This is a genomic window from Cobetia sp. 5-11-6-3 (assembly GCF_013374055.1).
GTDB classification, from domain to species: domain Bacteria; phylum Pseudomonadota; class Gammaproteobacteria; order Pseudomonadales; family Halomonadaceae; genus Cobetia; species Cobetia marina.
Map to the genome: position 1 here is coordinate 257,279 of NZ_BLWJ01000001.1, position 24,231 is coordinate 281,509.

The 24,231-nt window shown below is 62.9% G+C and carries 20 protein-coding genes; 5 read left to right on the forward strand and 15 right to left on the reverse strand.

Annotation, left to right across the window (positions count from 1 at the left end):
- Positions 1 to 118: 118 nt before the first annotated feature.
- The 7 genes from HXS66_RS00980 to HXS66_RS01010 all read right to left on the reverse strand — a co-directional run bounded on the left by HXS66_RS00980 (position 119) and on the right by HXS66_RS01010 (position 8,702).
- Positions 119 to 1,771: an ABC transporter substrate-binding protein gene (locus tag HXS66_RS00980; protein WP_240499748.1), complete on the reverse strand. Its 1,653-nt coding sequence runs from the start codon at positions 1,769 to 1,771 to the stop codon at positions 119 to 121.
- Between the two features lie 317 nt (positions 1,772 to 2,088).
- Positions 2,089 to 4,095: a DUF4955 domain-containing protein gene (locus HXS66_RS00985; RefSeq protein WP_176502679.1), complete on the reverse strand. Its 2,007-nt coding sequence runs from the start codon at positions 4,093 to 4,095 to the stop codon at positions 2,089 to 2,091.
- Between the two features lie 199 nt (positions 4,096 to 4,294).
- Positions 4,295 to 4,567 (reverse strand): DUF2160 domain-containing protein, encoded by a 273-nt coding sequence (locus HXS66_RS00990; protein ID WP_043334560.1) that lies wholly within the window; start codon positions 4,565 to 4,567, stop codon positions 4,295 to 4,297.
- A 73-nt stretch (positions 4,568 to 4,640) separates the two neighbouring features.
- Positions 4,641 to 5,441 carry a carbohydrate ABC transporter permease gene (locus HXS66_RS00995; protein WP_084209005.1) on the reverse strand — a complete coding sequence of 267 codons (801 nt, stop codon included), beginning with the start codon at positions 5,439 to 5,441 and terminating at the stop codon, positions 4,641 to 4,643.
- Positions 5,442 to 5,452: 11 nt separating this feature from the next.
- Positions 5,453 to 6,322 (reverse strand): carbohydrate ABC transporter permease, encoded by an 870-nt coding sequence (locus tag HXS66_RS01000; RefSeq protein ID WP_077372715.1) that lies wholly within the window; start codon positions 6,320 to 6,322, stop codon positions 5,453 to 5,455.
- Complete coding sequence (locus tag HXS66_RS01005; RefSeq protein WP_176502680.1) at positions 6,322 to 7,536, reverse strand: ABC transporter ATP-binding protein; 1,215 nt, start codon at positions 7,534 to 7,536, stop codon at positions 6,322 to 6,324. Before HXS66_RS01005 ends, HXS66_RS01000 begins: the two co-directional genes overlap by 1 nt.
- Positions 7,536 to 8,702 carry an ABC transporter ATP-binding protein gene (locus HXS66_RS01010; RefSeq protein WP_084209007.1) on the reverse strand — a complete coding sequence of 389 codons (1,167 nt, stop codon included), beginning with the start codon at positions 8,700 to 8,702 and terminating at the stop codon, positions 7,536 to 7,538. The genes HXS66_RS01005 and HXS66_RS01010 overlap by 1 nt, the downstream gene beginning before the upstream one ends.
- 414 nt (positions 8,703 to 9,116) lie before the next feature.
- Here HXS66_RS01010 and HXS66_RS01015 point away from each other — a divergent pair, with 414 nt between their 5' ends.
- Positions 9,117 to 11,153, forward strand: coding sequence for a sigma-54-dependent Fis family transcriptional regulator (locus HXS66_RS01015; RefSeq protein WP_176502881.1), 2,037 nt, complete (start codon positions 9,117 to 9,119; stop codon positions 11,151 to 11,153).
- 162 nt (positions 11,154 to 11,315) lie between these two features.
- Here HXS66_RS01015 and HXS66_RS01020 read toward each other — a convergent pair whose 3' ends face one another.
- The 6 genes from HXS66_RS01020 to HXS66_RS01045 all read right to left on the reverse strand — a co-directional run bounded on the left by HXS66_RS01020 (position 11,316) and on the right by HXS66_RS01045 (position 16,984).
- On the reverse strand, positions 11,316 to 12,167 hold the full coding sequence (locus HXS66_RS01020) for an ABC transporter permease (RefSeq protein WP_077372706.1): 852 nt from the start codon (positions 12,165 to 12,167) through the stop codon (positions 11,316 to 11,318).
- Between the two features lie 3 nt (positions 12,168 to 12,170).
- Entirely contained in the window at positions 12,171 to 13,472 is a 1,302-nt protein-coding gene (locus tag HXS66_RS01025) for an ABC transporter permease (protein ID WP_176502681.1), read from the reverse strand.
- Between the two features lie 158 nt (positions 13,473 to 13,630).
- Complete coding sequence (locus tag HXS66_RS01030) at positions 13,631 to 14,788, reverse strand: extracellular solute-binding protein (protein WP_240499558.1); 1,158 nt, start codon at positions 14,786 to 14,788, stop codon at positions 13,631 to 13,633.
- 100 nt (positions 14,789 to 14,888) lie between these two features.
- Positions 14,889 to 16,028, reverse strand: a complete 1,140-nt coding sequence (locus tag HXS66_RS01035; protein WP_373996111.1) for an ABC transporter ATP-binding protein — start codon at positions 16,026 to 16,028, stop codon at positions 14,889 to 14,891.
- 451 nt (positions 16,029 to 16,479) lie between these two features.
- On the reverse strand, positions 16,480 to 16,641 hold the full coding sequence (locus HXS66_RS01040) for a YqaE/Pmp3 family membrane protein (protein ID WP_043334518.1): 162 nt from the start codon (positions 16,639 to 16,641) through the stop codon (positions 16,480 to 16,482).
- 82 nt (positions 16,642 to 16,723) lie between these two features.
- On the reverse strand, positions 16,724 to 16,984 hold the full coding sequence (locus tag HXS66_RS01045) for a hypothetical protein (protein WP_240499559.1): 261 nt from the start codon (positions 16,982 to 16,984) through the stop codon (positions 16,724 to 16,726).
- Between the two features lie 335 nt (positions 16,985 to 17,319).
- Here HXS66_RS01045 and HXS66_RS01050 point away from each other — a divergent pair, with 335 nt between their 5' ends.
- From HXS66_RS01050 to HXS66_RS01065, 4 genes are all read left to right on the forward strand, one after another.
- Complete coding sequence (locus HXS66_RS01050) at positions 17,320 to 18,069, forward strand: glutathione peroxidase (RefSeq protein ID WP_077372697.1); 750 nt, start codon at positions 17,320 to 17,322, stop codon at positions 18,067 to 18,069.
- A 114-nt stretch (positions 18,070 to 18,183) separates the two neighbouring features.
- On the forward strand, positions 18,184 to 19,668 hold the full coding sequence (locus HXS66_RS01055) for a dihydrolipoyl dehydrogenase (RefSeq protein ID WP_077372695.1): 1,485 nt from the start codon (positions 18,184 to 18,186) through the stop codon (positions 19,666 to 19,668).
- A gap of 212 nt (positions 19,669 to 19,880) precedes the next feature.
- Positions 19,881 to 20,300: a CBS domain-containing protein gene (locus tag HXS66_RS01060; RefSeq protein WP_084209010.1), complete on the forward strand. Its 420-nt coding sequence runs from the start codon at positions 19,881 to 19,883 to the stop codon at positions 20,298 to 20,300.
- 644 nt (positions 20,301 to 20,944) lie between these two features.
- A complete protein-coding gene (locus HXS66_RS01065) occupies positions 20,945 to 22,381 on the forward strand; it encodes a D-serine ammonia-lyase (protein WP_176502682.1) in 1,437 nt (478 codons plus the stop codon).
- On the opposite strand, the gene HXS66_RS01070 is transcribed toward HXS66_RS01065, so the two are convergent.
- Together HXS66_RS01070 and glcC are read right to left on the reverse strand one after the other, a co-directional pair.
- Positions 22,358 to 22,942, reverse strand: a complete 585-nt coding sequence (locus HXS66_RS01070; RefSeq protein WP_084209012.1) for a YqaA family protein — start codon at positions 22,940 to 22,942, stop codon at positions 22,358 to 22,360. The genes HXS66_RS01065 and HXS66_RS01070 overlap by 24 nt on opposite strands.
- A 150-nt stretch (positions 22,943 to 23,092) precedes the next feature.
- Positions 23,093 to 23,908, reverse strand: coding sequence for a transcriptional regulator GlcC (gene glcC, locus HXS66_RS01075; protein WP_077372683.1), 816 nt, complete (start codon positions 23,906 to 23,908; stop codon positions 23,093 to 23,095).
- Positions 23,909 to 24,231 lie beyond the last annotated feature (323 nt).

The following is a 24,231-nucleotide window of genomic DNA, read 5'->3' on the forward strand; positions in this document are numbered from 1 at the left end:
ACGCTGTCGCTGATCGCTCTGGCAAAAAAACGCCCCTGCCGGGTAACCGGCAGGGGCGTTGTCGTTGCAGCTGTCCGTCAAGCGCTTGCTCAGTGACGCAATGACGCGCCAGCCGAGATCACTCCTTCCAGCTCTTGAGCAGCTCGTCGTAGGCGATGGTCTCGCCCTTGGGCTTCTCGTTGTCCAGCTTGGCCTTCGGCGCACCCGGCTGGGCGAACCAGTACTCCGCATCACGTTCCTCGTTGAGCTTCGGCCCACAGTTGTCCATCACCTTGGCGCGCTCGAGACGCTCGAGAATGCGGTCCTGCGCCTTGGCCAGGCCATCAAGCGCTTCCTGCGGCGTGGCTTCACCACTGGCGGCCTGGGAGATGTACTGCCACCACAGCTGGGCCAGTTTCGGATAATCCGGCACGTTGGTGCCGGTCGGCGACCACTGCACCCGCGCCGGGCTGCGATAGAACTCGACCAGACCGCCCAGCTTCGGCGCGGCATCGGTCATCGCCTGGGACTGGATATCCGACTCGCGGATCGGCGTCAGACCTTCCAGGGTCTTCTTGAGCGAGACGGTCTTGGCGGTCACGAACTGCGCATACAGCCAGGCGGCGTGACGATTCTTCTCCGGCGTGGAGTCGAAGAAGGTCCAGGCACCCACGTCCTGATAGCCAAGCTTCATGCCCTCTTCCCAGTACGGGCCATGCGGTGACGGCGCCATGCGCCACTTGGGCGTGCCGTCGTCGTTGACCACCGGCAGGCCATCCCGCGTCATGTCAGCCGTGAAGGCGGTGTACCAGAAGATCTGCTGGGCGATGTTGCCCTGGGACGGCACCGGGCCGGACTCGGAGAAGGTCATGCCCTGAGCTTCCGGCGGTGCGTACTTGCCCAGCCAGTCGACGTACTTGGTGGTGGCATAGACGGCCGCCGGGCCATTGGCCGCGCCGCCACGCGTCACCGAGGAACCCACCGGCTGACATTCCTCGACACGAATGCCCCACTCATCTACCGGCAGGCCGTTGGGCAGGCCCTTGTCGCCGGCACCCGCCATGGAGAACCAGGCATCGGTGAAGCGCCAGCCGAGTGACGGGTCCTTCTTGCCGTAATCCATGTGGCCATAGACCCGCTTGCCGTCGATTTCCTTGACGTCATTGGTGAAGAAATCGGCGATGTCTTCATAGGCTGACCAGTTGACCGGTACGCCCAGCTCGTAGCCGTACTTGTCCTTGAACTGCTTCTTCAAGTCTTCACGCTCGAACCAGTCGGCGCGGAACCAGTACAGGTTGGCAAACTGCTGGTCCGGCAGCTGATAGAGCTTGTCATCCGGGCCGGTGGTGAAATCCAGCCCGATGAAGTCATCCAGATCCAGGGTCGGCGAGGTGAAGGCCTTGCCGTCGCCTTCCATCATGTCGCTGATCGGCACGACCTTGCCATAGCGGAAGTGCGTGCCGATCAGGTCAGAGTCATTGACGTAGCCATCGTAGATGTTGCGCCCGGACTGCATCTGGGTCTGCAGTTTCTCGATGACGTCGCCTTCCTGAATCAAGTCGTGGGTCAGCTTGATGCCGGTGATCTCGCTGAAGGCCTTGGCCAGCACCTTGGACTCGTATTCATGGGTGGTCAGGGTTTCCGAGGCCACCTTGATTTCCATGCCGCGCAGCGGCTCGGCGGCCTTGATGAACCACTCGAGCTCGGACATCTGCTCGTCCTTGCTCAGCGTGGAGGGTGAGAATTCCTGGTCGATCCACTTCCTTGCCGCATCCTGATACTGATCGGCCATGGCCTGACTGGAAAGACCCGCGAGCCCCGCCGCCGTGGCGAAGGCGATGGCGTAACGCAGGCGTGCGGGTCGAATGATGTGCTGACTCATGGGATGTCCCTTCATTGGCGTTATTGTTGTGTCGCGTCGTCCAACAACCACTTCCGTCAATCACGTGTCGCGCGGCGCGATATGCCGCGCGTGTCTCCTGCCGGTACTGCTTGTCCTCCTGTCGTTCCGGGTACGCTGTCTTGCCTTTGCTGCGTTGCTGCTCGGCTGGCCGGGCATCTGACTGTCAGTCCGTCTGCCAGATGCCCGACGGATTCAAGCTTTCCGGGTCACGGGTGCGTCTCGCGAAGCAGCGCGCGTTGAGCACGATAGAGCGAAGCTGGCTCAACGGCCTCGCCGGGGGATTCCACTCGCGCCTGCAGCTTGTCCAGCGCCTCAAGCTGCGGGTAGTCCGTCACGCCCTTGGCGTTCATCACCCGCTCGTAATCATGGCGACTGGCGATGCCCAGCGCGCGGCCGGTGGCGCCCACTACCGTCGGCATGATCACCTTGCCGAAGTGTGAGTCGGCGCGCATGAAGGGCCAGGCATCGTGCGGCTTGCCGGTATTGACCGGATTCCACAGCACCAGCCCGCGAAGATGATTGGGCTGATGGCCGACACTGGCGCCCCAGCGGTCGCGTACATGGCCGCCTCGCTTGCGGTCGAAGAGATTGTCCCGCGGCTGCTGACCATGCAGTTCGATCCCACTGTCACCGCCATGCTCCAGTTCAAGGTAGACGTTATGGGTCGCGTAGCGGGCCACGCCGGGCGCATGCCAGGCATGACTTTGGTCGACCACCTGCCTTGCCAGCACCTGATTGCTGTCACTGATCGTCATCGCGATATGCCCCGGCTTGCCGGTCATCCTCACGTCCTCGAGCGTCACCTGGGAGCTGTGGCGCACCTTCACTCCCTGATTGAAACTGTCGAGCCGGACATCACGCACCCAGCCATCGGTGATGCCATCGAGATCCAGCAGGCCGAAGCCGCTGTCGTCCTCGGCGCTGCGATGATGCTTGAAGTGCCCTCGCCAGTTGCCCTTGAGCGTGATGCCTTCGACCCCGACCTCATGCGCCGGGTGGATGCGCGCGATACGCCACTGCTCACCGGGGAAGCGCTCGTGCACCACGGGCAACGACAGCGTCAGCCGATTGCCTTCTCGTGCCAGCACACGGTAGCGAGCGCGCTTGATGACCCCATCCCGCTCGATCAGCCAGCGCGACTTGCCGGTCCTGGCCTCCTTTTCCATCTGATAGGGTGCCAGAGCACGTGCTACCGCTTGCGGGCGCTTGTCGATGCTCTCCAGCAATACCTCATCCCCCGCCTTGAGCGATGACGCCTGTGCCACGCCCGCCAGTGTCACCGTGTCCTGCGTATCGGCAGGCTGCACGCGAGCCGTCGCGGCGATCGGCTGCCAGGCTTCCTGACTCCCGCCCTCGGCCAGCGTCCTGCCTTCCTCCAGATTGCCAAGATGCAGCAACCAGGGCGTGCTCCAGTACCAGCTGGCATGCAACGGCAGCATCGGTCGTGTCTGCTTGAGACGGGTCCTGTCGCTTCCGTCTCCCGCCAGTGTCCAATGACTGCCAGCCAGGCTCAGCCCCTGCATCTTGAGCAATGCCTCGCGCAGCGTCTGCTGGCGCGCCTCATCCGGGACTGCCGCCTTGAGCGCGATCATCCGTGCATAGAACCAGTCGCGCTCCGCGGGGCCGAACAACACATAGTCACCGGCAGGAAAATAGAGCACCCCGTGCCGCTGAGGGCTGTCCGCATCATGCTCCCCCTGCTGCTGCCAACGACGCATCGCGGCATGGGCGCGCAGTACCGCCTCTCGGTCACTCACGTCGTCCGTGCCATCAGCGCCATAATCCGTGACATCGAAGCGCCTGACGCTGCGAGACTCTGATTCCCGCTTCCGCGCCTCTTGTGCATTGGCTCCCGTCGCCAACGCCGCCGGGAGAGCCTCTCTCTGGTGATAGCCAGCTTGCGAGAAGTCCGGCAAGGGCAGTGGCTCACGCTTGTCTGCCGGCAGCGCCTGATTGGCCTGCCACACCCGCTGATACGCCTGCCACAGAGGGGATCGCGTCTCGTCCTGCGCTTGCCCCGCTGCAGGATGCTTCCCGCCAGCTCCGCCCTGCTGATCCTCCACCGACACGGGAGTCGTGACCCACCAGCCGATGGCGACGACACAGACAAGGCTCAACCCTGTCAGCCCGGCACGAATGACACGACGGCTTTTCCTGCCGGAAGAAACAGAGGCAGTGGTGGACGAATGACGCGAGGATTCGGTAGACGACATGCAGCAGGGTTCCAGAGCGATGACAGATGACACTGGCTTGGCCAGTCAGAACCGCTTGGGACTCCTGTCAGCACCTCGGGTTCCCTGTTGCCACAAGGCGACGCTGCCCGTCGTCAACGCTCACACCCCATTCCCACATCTCACTTCACCTCTCGTTTCTTCACTTCTCGTTTCTTCTCATCCCCACATCCCCCTCACCTCATCCCCACTTCATCAACACCAGCATCCAGACGACACAGACGATGCTGATCATCCACAGCACCTGATCAGTGAAGCCCAGCCACAGCAGATGCAGCCAGCCGCTGGAGAGCAGGCCGATGAACAGTCTGTCGCCACGCGTGGTCGCGATGGGCAGAAAGCCCTGACGACTCAGCGTCGGGGTCACGAACTGCCAGGCGGTCATGCCCAGCAGCAGGGTGCCGATACCGGCAAAGAAGAGTGACGTGGGCAGTGTCCAGGCCATCCATTCCATCATCATGTCCTCTTGTAGGCCGTCAGCAGCGACTCGCTGGCGGCAATGACAGCGGCGCTCGTCTGGCCGCCGCTCACACCCGACCCAGGGCGAAGCCCTTGGCGACGTGATTGCGCACGAAGTAGATCACCAGGATGCCGGGAATCAGCGTCAGGGCGCCGGCGGCGGCCAGCACGCCCCAGTCGATGCCCGAGGCCGAGACCGTTCGCGTCATTACCGCCGCGATCGGCTTCGCCTCCGTCGAGGTCAGGGTTCGCGCCAGCAACAGCTCCACCCACGAGAACATGAAGCAGAAGAAGGCGGTCACCCCGATGCCCGGGCGAATCATCGGAATGAACAGCGTCAGGAAGAAGCGCGGAAAACTGTAGCCATCGATATAGGCCGTCTCATCGATCTCCTTGGGCACGCCGGACATGAAGCCTTCCAGAATCCACACTGCCAGCGGCACGTTGAACAGACAGTGCGCGAGTGCCACCGCCAGCGGAGTATCGAACAGTCCCACCGAGGAGTAGAGCTGGAAGAACGGCAGCAGGAAGACCGCCGGCGGTGCCATTCGATTGGTCAAGAGCCAGAAGAACAGATGCTTGTCACCCAGGAAGCGATAGCGCGAGAAGGCATAGGCCGCCGGCAGTGCCACCGTCAGCGAGATGGCCATGTTGAGCACCACATAGCTCATCGAGTTCACATAGCCCATGTACCAGCTGGGGTCAGTGAAGATCACCCGGTAGTTGTCGAAGGTGAAGTTCTGTGGCCACAGGGTCAGGCCGCCGAGAATCTCCTGATTCGACTTGAACGACATGATCAGCAGCCAGTAGATCGGCACCAGCAGGAACAGCAGGTAGATCGTCATTACCAGACGCTTGCGTGTTTTCATCACTCGTCTCCTCAGGCGTCGTCACTGTCTTGGTGGGTCATGGCGGTATAGAACAGCCACGAGACCAGCAGGATGATGAGGAAGTAGATCAGCGAGAAGGCAGCGGCGCGTCCGAGATCGAACTGGCCGATCGCCATCTGGGTCAAGGTCTGGGACAGGAAGGTCGTGGTGGTACCCGGCCCGCCACCGGTGAGGACGAAGGGCTCGGTGTAGATCATGAAGCTGTCCATGAAGCGCAGCATGATGCCGATCAGCAGCACGCTCTTGAGCTTGGGCAGCTGGATGTAGCGGAACACGGCCCAGGGTGAGGCACGGTCGATGCGCGCGGCCTGATAGTAGACATCGGGAATGGCCCGCAGCCCCGAGTAGCACAGCAATGCCACCAGCGACGTCCAGTGCCAGACATCCATCACCAGCACCGTCACCCAGGCGTCGGCCGGATTGGAGGCGTAGTTGTAGTCGATGCCCAGTTGTCCCAGCGCCCAGCCATAGAGTCCGATGTCCTCACGCCCGATGATCTGCCAGATGGTACCGACCACGTTCCAGGGAATCAGCAGCGGCAGGGCCAGCAGGATCATGCACAGCGAGACCATGAAGCCCTTGCGCGGCATCGAGAGCGCCACGGCGATCCCCAGCGGAATCTCGATGGCGAGAACCGCGAAGGAATAGACGAACTGGCGAACCAGCGAGTCGTGCAGGCGCTCGTCGCGCAGGATCTCGCGATACCATTCGGTTCCCACGAAGAAGCGTGTGGAGGGATCGAAGATGTCCTGCACCGAGTAGTTGACCACCGTCATCATCGGGATGATGGCCGAGAACGCCACCACGATGACCACCGGCAGCACCAGCCACCAGGCGCGATTGTTGTGTGTGCGTTGCATCAGGCGTTTCCTCCCGGCTGCTCTCCACTTTCCCCTCTGGCAAAGCTGTCCGCCTCGCCGCTGTCGGGCGCGCCGGCCTGTGACAGATCCAGCAGATGCTCATCGAGATAGAAGCGCTGCCAGCGGGCCGGTAGCCGCAGCCGCACACCCCCGACAGGGATAGGCGCATCTTCCTCGATACGTGCCTTGAAGATGCAGCCACCGCCGATGTCGAGATCCACTACCTTGTAGGTGCCAAGATCCTGCACCAGCGTGACCTGACCACTGAGCCAATGCTCGCGGGTGTCGGAAACCGCCGCAGCGGGTGAGCTGTCGCTGGCCTCGAGCTCGACGAATTCCGGACGGATGCCCAGTTTCAGTTCGCCCTTGCGCTCCTCAAGCGTCGCCAGCAGCGCCCGTGGAAGGTACAGCAAGGGCGCGTCCTCCCCCGTCCCGAGTCGCACGCCCTCTGATTCCAGCGTGATGCTGGCCAGATTCATGCCCGGCGAGCCGATGAAGTAGCCCACGAAGGTGTGAGCGGGGTCCTCGAACAACTCGCGCGGGGTACCGAACTGCACGATGCGGCCTTCATACATCACCGCGATCTTGTCGGCGAAGGTCGAGGCCTCCAGCTGATCATGGGTGACGTAGACCATGGTGATATTGAACTGCTCATGGATCTGCTTGAGCTTGCGCCGCAGCTTCCACTTGAGGTGGGGGTCGATGACGGTCAGCGGTTCATCGAACAGGATGGCGGCCACGTCATCACGCACCAGCCCGCGGCCCATCGAGACCTTCTGCTTCTCGTCGGCCGTCAGGTTGCTGGCACGCCGCGTCAGCAGGTCTTCCAGCTCCAGCACCTGGGCGATCTCACGTACCCGAGACTGCACCTTGTGCTCCGGCTGGCGCTGATTGCGCAGCGGGAAGGCCAGATTGTCGAAGACCGTCATGGTGTCGTAGACCACCGGGAACTGGAACACCTGAGCGATGTTGCGCTCTTCCGGCGGCAGCCGATTGACCACGCGATCATCGAAGCGCACCTCGCCCTCGGAGGGGGCCAGCAGCCCGGAGATGATGTTGAGCAGCGTGCTCTTGCCACAGCCCGACGGGCCGAGCAGCGCATAGGCACCGCCCTGCTGCCAGACATGGTTCATGCGCCGGATGGCGTAGTCACTGTCAGCCGCAGGCGCCGCCAGGTAGCTGTGCGCCAGATCATTGAGGTGTATTTCCGCCATCAGGCCAGCCCTCCGCCAGTCGTGGTGGGTCGCTCGGGCGAGCGGATCAGTGCCCCGTCGCCGCCCGGGCCTGCCACTTCACCGCCAGCGCGGCCCTTGTCATCCGCGAAGACGAACAACTTGTGCGCAGGGGCATAGACCCGGATGGCATCATCCACGGCGAAGTCGTGGATACCGGACAGGTGCAGCACCAGGGAGTGATCGTCATTGCTGACATGCAGGAAGGTTTCGGAGCCGGAGATCTCGGCGATATCCACCGTGACGGCGAACTCGAGATCATCGTCGGCCAGCGGCGCCAACCCCAGATGACTGGGACGGATACCGAAGCGATAGGCCCCGCTCTCGAGCCCCACCAGTGGTGTGGGCAGCACGAACCGGCTGCCCTGCTCGCCGGCACTGGCGGCACCGGAGAACGCCAGTTCACGCCCACGCACCTCGGCCTCGAACAGATTGATCTGCGGCTCAGAGTAGAGCTTCGCCGCCTCGACACTCACCGGATGATGGTAGACGGCCTCGGTAGGCCCGGACTGCAACACCCGCCCTTCATGCATCAGGGTGGTGGTGCCACCGAGCGCCAGCGCCTCACCGGGTTCGGTGGTGGCGTAGACGGCGATGGTGTTGCGGGTCGCGAACAGGCTGCGCATCTCGTGGCGCAGCTCTTCGCGCAGCTTGTAATCAAGATTGACCAGCGGCTCATCGAACAGCACCAGGTCAGCATCCTTGACCAGCGCCCGCGCCATGGCCGTACGCTGCTGCTGACCGCCGGAGAGCTCCGCCGGCTGACGCGCGAGGAACTGCTCGATATGCAGCATCTCGGCGATCTCGTGCACGCGGCGACGGATTTCCTCCGGCGCCATGCGCGCCAGCTTCAGCGGCGAGGCGATGTTGTCGTAGACGCTCAGACTCGGGTAGTTGATGAACTGCTGATAGACCATCGAGATATTGCGCTCGCGCACCGGGCGGCCGGTCACGTCCTCGCCGTTCATCACGATTCGCCCATCACTGGGCACATCGAGGCCTGCCATCAGGCGCATCAGTGAGGTCTTGCCGGACAAGGTGCGTCCCAGCAGCACATTGAAGGAGCCGGGCTCGAAGGTCAGGTCCACCCTGTCGATATGGGTCTCGCGGCCAACCCGGCGGGTGACCGCCTCAAGGCTCAAGGACATGGCACTGTCTCGTCTGGTGAAAGTCATCGGGGCAAGGACACGGCCAACCGCTGCCGAGTGTTCATACCCACCTGGTGACTCTCATCTAGCGAACCCTGTGCCAGCCGCGCGCAATCCCGTGCCCACCGACACCCTCTGCCAGCCCTCGGATACCGCCAGATCGCCCTCTTTCGTTGATCATTCAGTCACTTGCCAGATGCGACCAAGGCAGGGGCAGACCATGGTCTAGCCCGTCAACCACCCCGTCTCCCGCTACTCTGATGAACAGTGTCTGAACACTGGAGTCCTCGGAACTGAACACTCGCCACGCACAAGTGAACATTGCCGTGAACACTCCCCTAGACCGAAAACAGCATCGATAACAGCATCAATAACAACAGAGGCCTGAAAGGCCCGCCGCACAAGGGATGTCTCATGACAGCACGCCATCATTCCGCCAGCCACGTCGACAACCATGTCGATAACCACGTCGATAACCACACCGCCGCCACCCCAGCTCACTCCACGCCCCATCCCGCCGCTGCTCCCGTGGCACTTCAGCATTCCTCACTGGTGTGTCCGCCGGAAGAGCTCGTCTGGCGTCAGCGTCAGGCCGCCAGCCTGATGGCGACGGTGGCGTCAGCGGTGGCCGGTCATACCCTTAACCTGCTCGATCACTGGCAGGCGTGTCTGGTACTGACCGACCGCGACGGCGTGGTACTGGCAAGCTACGGCCATCAACAGCTGCTGGGCAATGACGCCACCCTGCTGCGCCCCGGCGCGCGCTGGCGCGAGGAATCGCTGGGGCATAACGCCATCGCCGAGACGCTGAATGCGCCGCGCGCCAATCGCCTGGCACGCATCGCGCTCGACGCGCATGACGCCGAATGCCTCAAGGGGCTGGCCAGTGCCAGTGCCGCCCTGCTGGCGCCCGCCAGCTGGAGCAGCCGCCGCGGGCTGACCCCCGGTGCCTGCGAGGGCTGCCTGGGACTGATCTGTGATCCCTATCGCGTCCGCCAGTACAGTCTCGGCATGCTCGGCGTACTGGCGGATGACATCGAACAACGCCGTCTGGGCGAGGCGCTCGGGCATGATCATCATCTATTGCGCCTGCATCTCAACCGTTCTCAGCTAGACTCGCCCAGCGCCGCCCTGCTGGCCGTCACGCCGCAGGGCCAGGTTGCGGCCGCCAGTCGCAGAGGGCTGCAACTTCTGGCAGCGCACCTTGAGCTCTCGCCATCGCCAGATTGCGCGGAACACCCGGCGGACAACGACAGCTGCGCCACGCGCGATGACCTCCATCTGTTGCTGGGCCAGCCCCTGGCTCGCTGGCAGCTGGACTGGGCACCGCTGGCCCAGCTTGACGACGCGGAGTGCCTGACGCTCACGCAACACCCGCATTTCACGGGCTACGCCTTGTGCGGTGTCCTGCCCAGGCCACGCATTCAGGCACGCGCTCCAGCCACTCACCCCACCGATGAGCGAACTGGCCCGCTGGCCACTCAGGCCGCTGCCTGCCATCCGAGCCTTGCGCGCCTGCATCATGGCGATGCCGGCTGGGCCCGAGTCTGCGAACTACTGGCGCGGCTGGTGAACGCTCGCCTGCCACTGCTGCTGCAGGGCGAGACAGGTGTCGGCAAGGAAGAGGTGGTCAAGGCGCTGCATCAGGCCAGTCATCGCGCCCATCAGCCACTGGTCGCCATCAATTGCGCGGCTTTGCCCGATGAGCTGGTCGAGGCTGAGCTGTTCGGGTATCGGCGCGGCGCCTTTACCGGTGCCGACCCTGCGGGGCGCGAGGGCCGACTGATCGAGGCCAATGGCGGACGCCTGTTTCTGGATGAGATCGGCGACATGCCACTGCATGTCCAGGCGCGTCTGCTGCGCGTGCTGCAGGAGCGTGAAGTCACCCCACTGGGCGGCGGCAAGCCGCAGCGGGTCGATTTCGAACTGGTGGCCGCCACCCATCAGCCTCTCAGCGAGCTGGTCAAGGCGGGGCGCTTCCGGGCGGACCTCTACTACCGACTGTGTGGCGCCAGCATCGCCCTGCCGCCACTGCGCGAACGCCAGGACCTGGCTGGATTGAGCCATGCCCTGCTGACACGGCTGTGCCGGGAGCAGCAACGCGAGCTGCCACGCATCACCCCTGATTTCCTGAACCGTCTCATGCAGCATGACTGGCCGGGCAACGTGCGTGAGCTGGACAATGTGTTGCGTCTGGCACTGGCGCTGTGCGATGGGCCGTCTCTTGAAGCGTGCCACGTGATGCTGTCGGGCGAATTCAGCAGCGCATCGCATGCACAACATTGCGCCATGCTGCCGCCCGAGAAGCCTCCCCTGCCCCCGCTGCATGACCTCTCCAGTGCCGAGGAGCTGCAGAGCGCGCTGGACGCGCTGGGCGGCAACGTCTCGCGTCTCGCACGGGAGCTGGGCATCAGTCGCACCACGCTCTACAAGCGACTCGGCGCGGCCTGACGCAGCAGGCTTCTCCTCAAGCCCCGGCCCTGAAACGCCCGTGCCCCCGCAGACAGACTCTGCGGGGGCACGGGCGTTTCACACGACTCACATTTCTTGCCGCTACCAAGCACCTAACACTCAGCACTCAGTACTCAGTACTCAGCACTCAAGGACAGGGAGTCAGCTCGGCGTCAGGCCGCGCAGGCGCTCATTGCGACGGCGAATCAGCTCCAGTGTCGTCAGCAGCAGGATCGAGACCAGCACCAGCAGCGTGGCCACCGCCAGAATCGTCGGACTGATCTCCTCGCGGATACCGGACCACATCTGGATCGGGATGGTGGTCTGCGCCGGCCCGGCGATGAACAGCACCACCACGACTTCATCGAACGAGGTGATGAAGGCGAACAGCGCACCGGACACCACGCCCGGCGTCACCAGCGGCAGGATGATGCGGAAGAAGGTGCGACTCGGACTTGCCCCCAGCGAGTGCGCCGCACGCGTCAGAGAGTGATCGAATCCGGAGAGCGTCGCCGTCACCGTGATCACCACGAAGGGAATGCCTAGCGCGGTGTGCGCCAGAATCACGCCCAGATAGGTCTGCGTCAGCCCCAGCTTCGAGAAGAAGAAGAACATCGCCGCGGCACTGATGATCAATGGCACGATCATCGGCGAGATCAGGATCGCCATGATGGTGTTGCGAAACGGCATGAAGCGACTCGAAAGCCCAAGCGCGGCAAGCGTGCCCAGTACCGTGGCCAGCACCGTCGCACATACCGCGACGAAGATGCTGTTCTTGATCGAGCGCATCCACTCATCCGACGTGAAGAACTCCTGATACCAGCGCAGCGAGTAACCCTCCGGGTCCAGCGACAGCATCTTCTCCGAGAAGGTGAAGTAGGGTTCGGCATTGAACGAGAGCGGAATGATCACCAGGATCGGCCCGATCAGGAACAGGAAGATCAGCGCACAGAGTGCGCAGAACACCCAATGCCAGATCCGCTCACCACGTGTTGCATAGGAAGGTATGGCCATCTGTCACCCCAGTTTGACCTTGTCGACACCGATCAGGCGGTTGTAGACGAGATAGAAGAGAATCACCACGACCAGCAGGATCGAGCCAATGGCCGCTGCCAGTCCCCAGTTGAGCGAGGTCTGCATGTGATAGGCGATGAAGTTGGTGATGAAGCGGCCCGACTGCCCGCCCACCAGTGCCGGCGTGATGTAGTAGCCGATGGAGAGGATGAAGACCAGAATCGAGCCTGCTCCGATACCCGGCAGGGTCTGCGGGAAGTAGACGCGTCGGAAGGCCGTGATCGGCCCGGCACCCAGCGAGCGCGCCGCGTGCATGTAGCTGGGCGGAATGGTCTTCATCACCGAGTACAGCGGCAGGATCATGAAGGGCAGCAGGATGTGGGTCATCGCGATGATGGTGCCGGTCTTGTTGTAGATCATCTGGATGCGCGCCTCCTCGGCGAGTATCCCGACGCCCACCAGCATGTCGTTGAGCACCCCCTGCTGCTGCAGGATCGCGATCCATGTCGTGGTGCGTACCAGAAGCGAAGTCCAGAACGGCAGCAACACCAGAATCATCAGCAGATTGCCGCGCCCGGCAGGCAGGGTCGCCAGCAGCCAGGCCACCGGATAGGCCAGCAACAGACATAGCCCGGTGATCGCGGCGCTCATCCAGAAGGTGCGGATGAACAGCGAGACATGGATCTGCAGATATTCCGGCTTCTCGACGATCTCGCCATTGGGAGAGAACTGACGATCCACCGCCGCCAGATAGTAGGAAGCCGTGTAAGGCGTGGACTCGCGCTTGATCAAGCGCCAGATGTCCGGGTCCTGCCAGTCCTCATCGGCCTCGATCAATGCCGCCTTGTAAGGGGCCTCCATGCGAGCGGCCTTGCGTGCACTCTTCATGAACAGTGAGCGCATGCCCGACATTTCATAGTTGAGACGTGAAGCGACACGCCCGAGATTGCGCGCCTTGAGGCCCGCGGCAAGGTCATCTGCCAGCGCGGCGTAGGTAGCCTCATCCGGCAATCCCTCGCCGTCCCAGTCAACCAGCGCCTCACTGGTGCGCGGCAGATAGGTGGAGACTTCCGGGTTGTCGACACTGCGCGACAGCATGTCGAAGATGGGCATGACGAAGGCCAGCCCGATGAAGATCAACAGCGGTGCCACCAGCAGCAACGCCTTGAGACGGCTGCGGCGGATGGCACGATTGAGACTCTGTTTCAGTGGCACGCCGTCGGCGGTGGTCAGTGCCGCGCCGGGTGCTCCATTGGGGTCATGTTCTGCGCTTCCGGACGTGGCCGGGGCGGAGGAATCGCTCATCCTGCACTCCTTGATCGGCTATCCGAGGATGCCTGAGCCGTCAGCCGATTCCCGCACGTGAAGGCGGGGACGAGCACGAACTGCCGGGCGATCAGGCATGATCAAAAAGGCCCCGGCGCGCGGTCGTGCGCCACCGGGGCCATCGGGTCAGTGCGGAATCAGCGTGCCAGCCAGGCGTTGAAGCGCTGGCTCAGCTCATCGAGGTTGTCGGCCCAGAACTCGTCATCCTTGGGAATGGCGGTCTCGAAGTTGGGGCCGTAGGTCGGCATGTGCGGCTTCATGTCGATGCCCGTATCGGCGTGGGTCGAGACCAGCGCCGCAGACGAGGTACGTGCCGGGCCGTAGGAGATGTACTTGGCCTGATCCGCCAGACGCTGGGTGTCGGTGGCAAACATCAGGTAATCCTTGACCTTGTCGAGCTTGCCGGTCGGGACGACCCAGCCGTCCAGCTCGAACACCTGAGCATCCCAGACGATGGCGAAGGGCTGCTTCTCGTTGACCTCGGCATTGAAGATACGGCCGTTGTAGGCAGAGGCGAAGGCCACTTCCTTGTCCGCCAGCAGCTGCGGCGGCTGGGCACCCTCCTCCCACCAGATGACGCTGTCCTTGATGGTATCGAGCTTGGCGAAGGCACGCTCGATGCCTTCATCGGTCTCCAGCATGTCGTAGACCTCTTCCGGTGCCACACCATCAGCGACCAGTGCCCATTCCATGTTGTTGATCGGCTTCTTCTGCAACGCACGCTTGCCGGGGAACTCCTCGAGATTGAAGACATCATCGATGGAATCCGGCTGCTTGTCCTCGGGGAACATCTCGGTATTGAAGGCCACGATGTTGGAATAGACGATCTGCGGCACGAAGCACTCACTGAGCGAGCCTTCGATGAAATCCTCACTGGCCGGTGTTCCATCCGGCGCTGCCGCGAACAGGGTGTCCGGGTCCAGCGGCTCGATCAGCCCTTCGGAGCAGGCGATCAGCGCGTCGCTGGGCAACATGTCGACCAGATCCCAGGTGACGTTGCCTGCCTGTACCTGGGCACGCAGCCCCGAGAGCGCATTGGACGACTTGTCGATATTGACGACGGTATCGCCGCTCTTCTCTTCCCATGGCTCGTGATAGGCCTTGAGCTGGCTTTCACTGTACGCCCCGCCCCACGACACGATATTGAGTGTCTCGGCCTGAGCTGCGGTGGCGCCAAGGCTTGCCGTGGCGACCGCCACGACCAGAGCGGCACGCAGGGGCATGCTGGCCCCTGCGCAGGAACGCGACACCTGGGCGATGCGACGTGAAGAGATGAATCGATTGATCACTGACATGGGTGAATCTCCCTGAATTCTTGTTGTTGTACTGCACTCTTGTCGCGAATCGTGCTGTTGCTCTCTCGGGTAAAGCCTGCGTTCGTCTCCTGTGCTGTCGTCAGGCATCCAGTGCTCGGCAATCGCAGGCATCCCACCCGACCTGCAATGTCTGTCCGGGCCGCAAGGGTGGATAGCCTTCGGCATTGGGTGTCTTGATGATGAATTCGTCACTGCCACATACCGCCACTCGCGTGCGCAGATGATCTCCCAGATAGATCACCTCAAGCACCTCGGCGGTAAAGACATTGTCGGGAGGGGATGAAACACCTGCCTCTTCGCTGGACAGCAGACGCACCCGCTCCGGGCGGAGCGACAGCTGGGTACGCTCGCCAATCTCATTGACGGCGACCTTGAGTGCCCGCACCTGCTCGCCACTGTCGAGGGTCACGGTGCAATGCGCGTCTTGTGCTTCCAGCTGTGTGACCTGCCCGTTGAGGCGGTTGTTCTCGCCGATGAAATAGGCGACGAAGGCATTCTCCGGCGCTTCATACAGCGCCTCGGGGGTCGCCAGCTGCTGGACGATGCCATCATTGAAGACCGCGATGCGGTCCGACATGGTCAGCGCTTCCGTCTGGTCGTGAGTCACGTAGAGCATGGTGACGCCGAGACGCTGGTGGATGCGCTTGATCTCGAACTGCATCTCTTCACGCAGATTCTTGTCAAGCGCCCCCAGCGGCTCATCCATCAGCACCAGTTCCGGCTCGAAGACCAGCGCGCGCGCCAGGGCGACCCGCTGTTGCTGTCCGCCGGAGAGTTGCCCCGGACGGCGATCTCCGAATTCGCCAAGCCGCACCATGTCCAGGGCATTGGCCACCTTGGTGGAAATCTCTTCCTTGCTCATGCCGCGCACTTCCAGCGGAAATGCCAGGTTCTCGGCCACGCTCATGTGCGGAAACAGGGCGTAATTCTGGAAGACCATGCCGATGCCGCGCTTGTGCGGTGGCAAGTCGTTGATGGGGGTACCGTCGAGAAGGATGTCGCCATGAGTCGGCGTTTCGAAGCCCGCCATCATCATCAGGCAGGTGGTCTTGCCGGAACCGGACGGCCCCAGCAGGGTGACGAACTCGCCGCGCCGAACTTCAAGATTGAAGCCCTTGACCACCAGCGTTTCGCCGTCATAGCTCTTTTGCACATCATTGAAGATCGCGAAGCAGGAGCTGGTCTCCTGCGGCGCGTCGGGCTCTGCAGTCATGACCATGCGTGGTATCCATCATGTTGTTGTTATCGCGAAGCCCGCGATCGACCGGGCTTCACCCGCCCCGTGATCACTGCTCTCACTCCCATTTGACCCTACGGTGGCAGACCAAAGGCGACAAGCGGCACTCCCGCTGAATAGCGTTGAAAGCAGGCTATGCGAAAGTCTGAACATTGGACTATGAGCACGTTGCTTCCCGCCGCGAACCTCTCTCGCGGGACTCACGGGGCAAGGGCCTTGCCCGGCGAGCGCCCACTAGAAAGCCCCGCCTGCACGAATGTCAGACGGGGCTTCAGGTCTTTCAACTTTCCAGGCCAGGTGGCGGCACTGATCGAATCAGCCGGTCGAATCAGCCGGTCAAGTTCGCAATGCCTCACGGGATGCTAACCCGCCACACGGGGCCCGGACCGGGTCGCCCAGATCGGGTCGCCCGGACCGGGTCGCCCAGACCGAGTCAGAACTTGGTGATGACCCATACGGCGTGGATGATCCCCGGCAGGAAGCCGAAACAGGTCAGGATGATGTTGATCCAGAAATGCTTGTTGGCGACCCCCACCTGCATCAGTACGCCCAGCGGCGGAAGGATGATGGCCAGAATGATGCGAATGATATCCATAGTTTGCTCCTTGCGGGTGGAATTGGGTGACCTGATCCTCTCGTCCAACGTCTACCTGCAGCGTGACACACGAATGACGCACTCATGGCTTCCGTGGCGGTTCATCCTCATCTGTCGAGTCCTGCGACTTGACCCGGGAGTCACGATTGACCTTCTGTGCAAGCGACTCGGACTCCGCTGCCAGTTGCTCGTGATAGCGCTCCCAGTCCTCCCAGTCATGTGGCGTGCCACTGCGGGGACGGTGACTGCCCGACTCACGTGCACGTGCCCAGGCGTGTTCTTCCAGACTCTGAGGCTTGTCCTCTTCCTTGTCCTTGTCGCCATCCAAGCCGTGCTTTGCCATGTACTCTCTTGCGTTCATCTGCTGCCTCGCTTGTCAGGCGCGAAACCTGACGATGCTGTGACTTACCCACTACCTGCGGCTGACACCGAGCAATATCAAGCCTGCACACCGCTTTCGAACAAAAAACTCCGCAAACGTTCAGTCGCCCAGGCTCACGTCATCAAGAAAAGCTATCGCATCGCTTGATGCAATCAAATTCACCCGCCCCCGGCATCTGCATAGACTGGCTCCAGTTTCGCAAGGCACTGATTCTTCGAGGTCCTGCTTTCCTTTTCGAAGTCTTCATCGCCTGCCAACCCATTCAGTATTCTCTTGTCGAGATCGGAGCCAATTTCATGCAACTCGAGTCACACGAAGGCCAGCAAGTCCCCAACGTCAGCTTCAAGATTCGCCGCGACGGCCGTCTAGTCGAACGCACCAGCGAGGAGATCTTCTCAGGCCGCAACGTGGTGGTCTTCGCCCTGCCGGGTGCCTTCACCCCGACCTGCTCTTCCACCCACCTGCCGCGTTACAACGAACTGGCCGATCGTTTCTATGCGGTCGGGATCGACGAGATCGTCTGCCTGTCGGTCAACGACGCCTTCGTCATGGAATCCTGGGGCGAGCATCAGGAAGCCGAGAACCTGAGCCTGATCGCCGATGGCAACGGTGACTTCGCACAGGGCATGGGCATGCTGGTCGACAAGAGCGATATCGGCTTCGGCAAGCGCAGCTGGCGCTACTCCATGCTGGTGCGCAACGGCGTGGTCGAGAAGCAGTTCATCGAGCCGCAGAAACCGGGCGACCCCTTTGAAGTCTCCGACGCCGACACCATGCTGGATTATCTGGACCCGGAAGCCGGCCGTCCCAGCTTCGCCACCCTGTTCAGCAAGCCGGGCTGCCCGTACTGCGCACGTGCCAAGCAGATGCTTGATGAAGCCCGCATCAGCTACGAAGTCATCGAAGTCGGCACCCGTGGCGTGACCTCTCGCACCCTGCGCGCCATGACCGGCCAGGCCACCGTGCCTCAGGTCTGGATCGACGGTGAGCACGTCGGCGGCAGCGATGAAGTCGCCCGCTACTTCGGCAGCCTGACCAGCGCCTGAGCGCTTCACGCTGACGTAACCCCATCGCCATCTCGTTTCATCATGCGCGGGCCACCCCGCGCCTGAGACCCCATTCAGTCAGGTGCGCCGCTGGCGCACCTTGAGGAGTACGACGTGAACGAACGCCAGGTTGAAGTCGCCATCATCGGCGCAGGCAGTGCAGGACTCGGCGCCTATCGCGCCGCCAAGGCCCACACCGATTCCGTGGTCATGATCGAGGGCGGCCCCTACGGCACCACCTGTGCCCGTGTCGGCTGCATGCCCTCCAAGCTCTTGATCAGTGCGGCAGAAGCCGCGCATCACGCCCGTGATACCGCACCGTTCGGCATCAATATCGAAGGCGAGGTCAAGGTGGACGGCCGCGCCGTGATGGACCGCGTCAAGCGGGAGCGCGACCGCTTCGTCGGTTTCGTGGTCGAGTCCGTGGAAGGCATCCCGCCGCAGGACAAGCTGCGCGGCAATGCACGTTTCGAGACCGCCAACAGCCTGATCATCGGCGACAACGAGACCCGCGTGACCTTCGAGCGTGTCGTGATCGCCACCGGCTCACGCCCCAGCTACCCGGGCTTCTTCGAGAATGCCGGTGACCGCCTGATCATCAACGATAACGTCTTCGAGTGGGACGACCTGCCGGAATCCGTCGCCGTCTTCGGCCCGGGCGTCATCGGGCTGGAGCTGGGCCAGGCGCTCACGCGTCTCGGCGTGCGCATCCGCATGTTCGGCGTCGGCGGTGCCATCGGCCCGCTGCGTGACGAGAAGCTGCGCGCCAATGCCGATCGCGTCTTCAACGAGGAGTTCTATCTGGACCCGGACGCCAAGGTCGAGAAGATCGAACGTGTCGAGGACGAGAACGGTGCCGGCGTCGAGATCACCTTCATCGAGCGTGGCAGCGAAGCTCGCCTGACCGAGCGTTTCGACTATCTGCTCGCGGCGACCGGTCGTCGCCCGAATGTCGATCGTCTCAATATCGACGCCCTCGGGCTGAAGCTGGACGAGCGCGGCGTGCCGATCTTCAATCGCCACACCCTGCAGACCCGTCTGAGCGACGACACGCCGAGCCATGTCTTCATCGCCGGTGACGCCAACAACGACCTGCCGCTGCTCCACGAGGCCTCCGACGAGGGCCGTATCGCCGGTGACAATGCCGGTCGCTTCCCCGAGGTGCGTGCCGGTCACCGCAAGAGCACCATCGCGGTGGTCTTCAGCGATCCGCAGATGGCGACCATCGGCCTCTCCACCGCCGAGATCGAACAGCGCTACGGTGCCTGCGACTGCTATGCGGTCGGCGAAGTCGACTTCACCGGCCAGGGCCGCTCCCGCGTGATGCGCATGAACAAGGGCATGCTGCGCGTCTATGGCGAGCAAGGCACTGGCCTGCTGCTGGGTGCCGAGATCTTCGGTCCCCGTGCCGAACACCTCGCCCACCTGCTGGCCTGGTCCCATCAGCAGCGCATGACCATCGAGCAGATGCTGGAAATGCCCTTCTATCACCCGGTGATCGAGGAAGGTCTGCGCACCGCGCTGCGGGATCTCAATGCCAACCTGCAGCTGGGGCCGGCTGTGGTCGAACGCTGCATGGAGTGCGGCCCGGGCGACTGATCTCGCCGCACGACGCTCGGGGAGTCTGATGGCCACTGGCGATCGGACTCCCCGAGACAAGGCGACAAGCGGCGTCGGGCAGCTCACGATGGGATGCTCTATGCTCTGAACGAGACGTCGACATGCCGTCGGCTACCGCCTGGCGGGTAGCCGACATCCATCGAACGATTCCCTGCCCGGGCGTCGTCAGCGGCGAAGCAGGAGACCTGCCCATGAAAGCCACACAACTGAAGGTCCCTTCGACCCTTCGCGACATCATGTCCCGCGACTGTTATCGGGTGAAGGCACGCACCAGCATCCTGGAATTCGCCCATGGCCTGACCCATCACCGCCTGCCGGGTGCGCCTGTGGTCGATGACCTGGATCGTCTGGTCGGTTTCATCTCGGAGCAGGACATCCTCGGCAAGCTGCTCGACAGCGCCTATCACTGCGGCCAGCACGCACAGGTCGGTGACCTCATGCGTCACGAGGTCCTGAGTGTCGGCCCCAATGACAGCATCACCGACCTTGCACAGCGCATGAATGGTCATCAGCCCAAGGTCTATCCCGTGGTGGAACAGGGACGCCTGATCGGTGTGGTGACACGTCGTGATGTCCTGAGTGCCCTGCTCACCATGCAGGCGGGTTGCTGAACTGACATCCGGCGCGTGATTGCCTGACGACGCTGGCCAGACATGGCGCCGCATGAAGAAGCATGCAGCGCCCATGAAAAAGCCCGCGCAGACATCCTGTCTGCGCGGGCTTTTTCTTGTCTCTTTGACCATCCGATGTGCGAGGCCTTGCCTCACATGATTACCTGCCAGCTAACCCATTCATGTCCGGGTCATGATCTCTGGAGCGTCACGCCAGGACGGAAAAGCGCTTGCGAACGCAAGTCATGACGTTCTCTCGGGCAATGACGCCGTAGTATTGACTCGATGACCACGCCCTCGTGACCAAAAAAAACCGCCAGGCAGTGCATGGCGGTGGATAAGAACAGTTAAAGCCAGACATAACATCGCGATAACATCATGTCCTTGCCAACTATGACTGCAGCTTTGGCATTTCTATCCCGAGGGTGCCCAAAAAAATCGGCCTTTTTTGTCACAGACCTTTACCAGATGTGAAAGCTGGGCTACGTGCGTTGCCTGATGAAGACGCATGAGTCGGCTAGCATCATGTGCAGGGCCGAATGTGCAGGCCCAAGTGATCACGAGACATGTCGGGCAAGGACGCGCTAGCCTGAGGCCTGTTCCCCATTGCTGCGCAATCGAGCCCCCCATCACAAGGACATCGCATGTCTGCCACGCCCCATGATCTGAGTGCCCTCACCCTGCATCATCCGGAAATTGCCACCTTGAGGGCTCGCCGGGAAATCAGCTGGCTGAATCCCGGACGACTCGACATCACGCAAGCGCAGGCCTCGCCGGCATTGCAGGCAAGTGGCGTGGGCGAACAGGATATCGAGGCTGCCGAGGCGCGCCTGGCACGTTTCGCGCCCTGGATTGCCGAGGCCTTTCCTGAGACGGCCGCCGCGTCAGGGCGCATCGAATCACCGCTGGTGGCAGCGCCCAGCTTGCAGCAGGCGCTGGGCGAGTCCCTTGCCACGTCTGATACCTCCCATGCCTCCGGGCAGACACTCCCCGGCCGCCTGATGATCAAATGTGACCATCAACTGCCGATCTCAGGGTCCATCAAGGCACGTGGTGGCATCCACGAGGTGCTCAAGCATGCCGAGCGTCTCGCCGTTGACGCAGGGCTTGTGCGTCTTGATGACGACTATCGCGCCTTCGAACACCCCGCGATTCAGGCACTGCTGGCCAACCAGCGGATACTGGTGGGCTCCACCGGCAACCTTGGACTCAGCATCGGGATCATGAGTGCCCGACTCGGCTTTCGCGTCACCGTCCACATGTCGGCGGATGCCAAGCAGTGGAAGAAGGATCTGCTGCGCTCGCGTGGCGCAGAGGTCGTGGAGCACAGCGGCGATTACAGCAAGGCGGTCGAGGCTGGACGCCGGGAGGCGCAGCAGCCAGACGCCCACTTCATCGATGATGAAAGCTCGCGGGATCTGTTCATGGGCTACGCCACGGCAGCCAGACGCCTCGCGCGGCAGCTCGAGGATCAGGGGATTGCCGTGGATGCCCGCCATCCGCTGTGCGTCTACCTGCCCTGTGGCGTCGGCGGCGGCCCGGGCGGCGTGGCCTACGGCCTCAAGCAGGTCTTCGGTGACGCCGTGCACTGCTTCTTCGCCGAGCCGGTCAATTCCCCCTGCATGCTGCTGGGCATGTTGACCGGGAAGCATGACGGCATCGCGGTGGAGGATATCGGACTGGACAATCGCACCTGTGCCGATGGCCTGGCGGTGGGGCGCGCCTCGGCCTTCGTCGGACAGGTGATGGCACCGCTGCTCAGTGGCATCTACACCCTGTCGGATGACAGCATGCTCGAATGGCTGGCGCTAGCGCATGACAGCGAAGGGCTCAAGCTTGAGCCGTCGGCGCTGGCCGGGGTGCCCGGCATCATCCGCGTGCTGCGCAATGACGCCCCCGAGTGGCACGCCTGGCGAGCGGCTGTCGGGCTGGATGACGGCGAAGTGCAGGCCAGCACCACCCATGTCATATGGGCCACCGGCGGCAGCATGGTGCCCGATGAGATCTGGCAGGCCGACTATCAGCGTGGCAAGGCGTTGCTGGCGACTGCCGGCAGATCAGGCGATGAACGCCTGCCATAACCACACGCCCGTCAGGGTCAGCCCGATCACGCCCAGTGGGCGTGAATAGCGTTGCCAGAGGGCCATCGCCTGATCCTCGACCAGTGCCACCAGGGCCGCCAGTCCGAAATAGCGCACTCCGCGCCCGACCAGTGCCGCCAGCAGGAACAGCCCGACCGGATACCCGCTGGCACCGGCGACCAGCATGGCGCTCTGAAAGGGAATCGGCACGATGCCGATCAGCATGATGGCGAGGAAGCCCTGCTCGCTGAAGCGCTGCTGGAAGGCTTCGAAGGCCTGCTGGCCGCCGAAGAAGCTGATCAACCCATCGCCCCACGCCGCCAGTGCATAGGCCCCGAGATAGAACCCCAGCAGCGCCGCGGTGAGGTTGCCGGCCAATGCCACCGCGGCCACTCGCCAGCGGCGCTCGGGATGGCGCAGCATCCACGGGATCAGGATGACCTCGATGGGAATCGGGATCAAAAGGGTTTCCAGCATCGAGGCGATGAACAGCCACAGCATGGCGTGGCGGGATTGATTGAGGCGGTCGAGCCAATCACTCGCGGAAGAGAGTTTCCACATGAAGGCAGCACGTTGTCCTGGATGATGAGCTGACCACTTTGCCTTGAGTCCGCCCCGCTTGCCAGCCTGGCCACACGCCTGACCTCGAAGCCTGTTCTCAAGGCCAGCTCTCAAGATCAGCTCTCAAGGCCAGCTCTCAAACCCTGCGCGCTACTCGAAGCCTTCCAGGCGCATGGCAGAGCGGATGAGCCGCTCATCTTCCGCTTCCAGCTCACGCAGACTGTCGCGAATGCCGTGCAGGTGGTCCAGCGCCGCGCTTTCGGCAGCGTCCGGCTGCTGGTCCATCACCGCACGATAGATGGCCGTGTGCTGAGCATTGATCTGGCCGCGGGGAATCGGCCGATGGTAGAGATTGCGCAGCGAGGCGAACACCGAGCTGAGCAGCAGGTCATTGATGCCCTTGAGCGTATGCACCAGCACCGGATTGTGGGATGCCTCACAGATGGCGTGGTGAAAGGCGTGGTCGTGACGCGCCAGCTGCTGGGCATCCGGCAGCGCCTCATCGCCCTGCGCTGAGGACGGAAAGTCCGGCGGATACTCGCGCACGCAGGCCGCCATTGCCTCGTAATGACGCCGGATCAGTACTCTATCCGCCGGCGTACCCCGCTGGGCGGCCAGTCGCGCCGACTGCCCCTCCAGCAGCGCGCGCACCTCGAGCAGGTCATACAAGGTGCGCGGCTGGTCCCGAAAGAGATGCATCAACGGACTGATATCGCCACTCGGCAACAGCTGAGCGACGCTTGAGCCCTTGCCGTGGCGAGTCTCGATGATGCCCTTGCCACGCAACAGCCTCAGCCCCTCGCGCAGCGAGGCGCGTGAGATACCCAGTCGCTCACAGAGCCTGCGTTCCGAAGGAATCATCTGCCCCGGCTTGAGCACACCATCCAGTATCAACTGCTCGAGGCGCGCCGCCGCATGCTCCGGCGCACGCTGCTCACCGCACGCCATTCTCTCTGACACCTGCATCCCTGCCCCTCCCCTGATGAACCGGCCGAGCCAGCCCGGCTGGCCTCTCCCGGGGTGCTCGTCTCTCGTCTGCCGCTCGCCTGCCCACATGCGGCAAGGAGACTGCCGCCTTTCTCACTGGTCAGACCACGCTCTCTACCCTAGCGAGCTCTCCTGTCGCCAGCGACACCCGATGACATGAACTAGACGAATGTCTGGTCAGACCACTGTGGCTTCGCATGGACAAGGCGCAGCCCTCACTGCCAGATTGGAGACACACCCGCGCGTCGTGACCTGCACACCCGACACGCCGCATGCATCACCGGCGCAATGGACACCCGACA